This window comes from Staphylococcus sp. EG-SA-2 (assembly GCF_017152085.1).
On sequence record NZ_JACYHC010000050.1, the window covers coordinates 1 to 571 of the forward strand.

The 571-nt window shown below is 34.0% G+C and carries 1 protein-coding gene; it reads right to left on the bottom strand.

From position 1 onward, the window contains the following. Window positions 1-501, bottom strand: a 501-nt coding sequence (locus IDG60_RS27060; protein ID WP_206160350.1) for a sugar O-acetyltransferase, incomplete at its 3' end; no start/stop codon positions are given. Window positions 502-571: the final 70 nt, after the last annotated feature.

Below are 571 nucleotides of genomic sequence, written 5' to 3' on the forward strand. Positions count from 1 at the left end.
AATATCTTTAGTGACAACACTACCAGCACCAATCACACTGCCTTCTCCAATCGTCACCCCTGGTAACACGGCTACATGACCGCCAAACCAAGTATTACTGCCAATATGAATGGGTCCGGCTTTTTCATAACCTTCATTTCTATGATAAAAATTAAGTGGATGTGTTGCTGTGTAGAATCCACAATTAGGTCCTATAAAAACATTATCGCCAATTGTAATCTGTCCACCATCCATAAAATAACAATTGGTGTTTACATAGACATTTTTTCCTAGTTTAACGTTCCAACCATAATCTGTATCAAAAGGAATCGAAATACTTACATTGTCTGTTGTTGTTTGAAATAATTGATCGATTAATTCCTTTCTTTTATTTGTATCACTCGGCTTTGTATGATTTAATTCAAAGCAAATATCTTTCGCTCGTGCACGTTCATTGATTAAGTCTTGATCAAAGTTTGCATCGTACCATTTTTCTGCTAACATTTTTTCTTTTTCAGTCATTACACCTTTCAACTCCTAATAACTTATTTACTTGTTTAAAAGTTAATCAAATAAACATTCGCCTATGCAA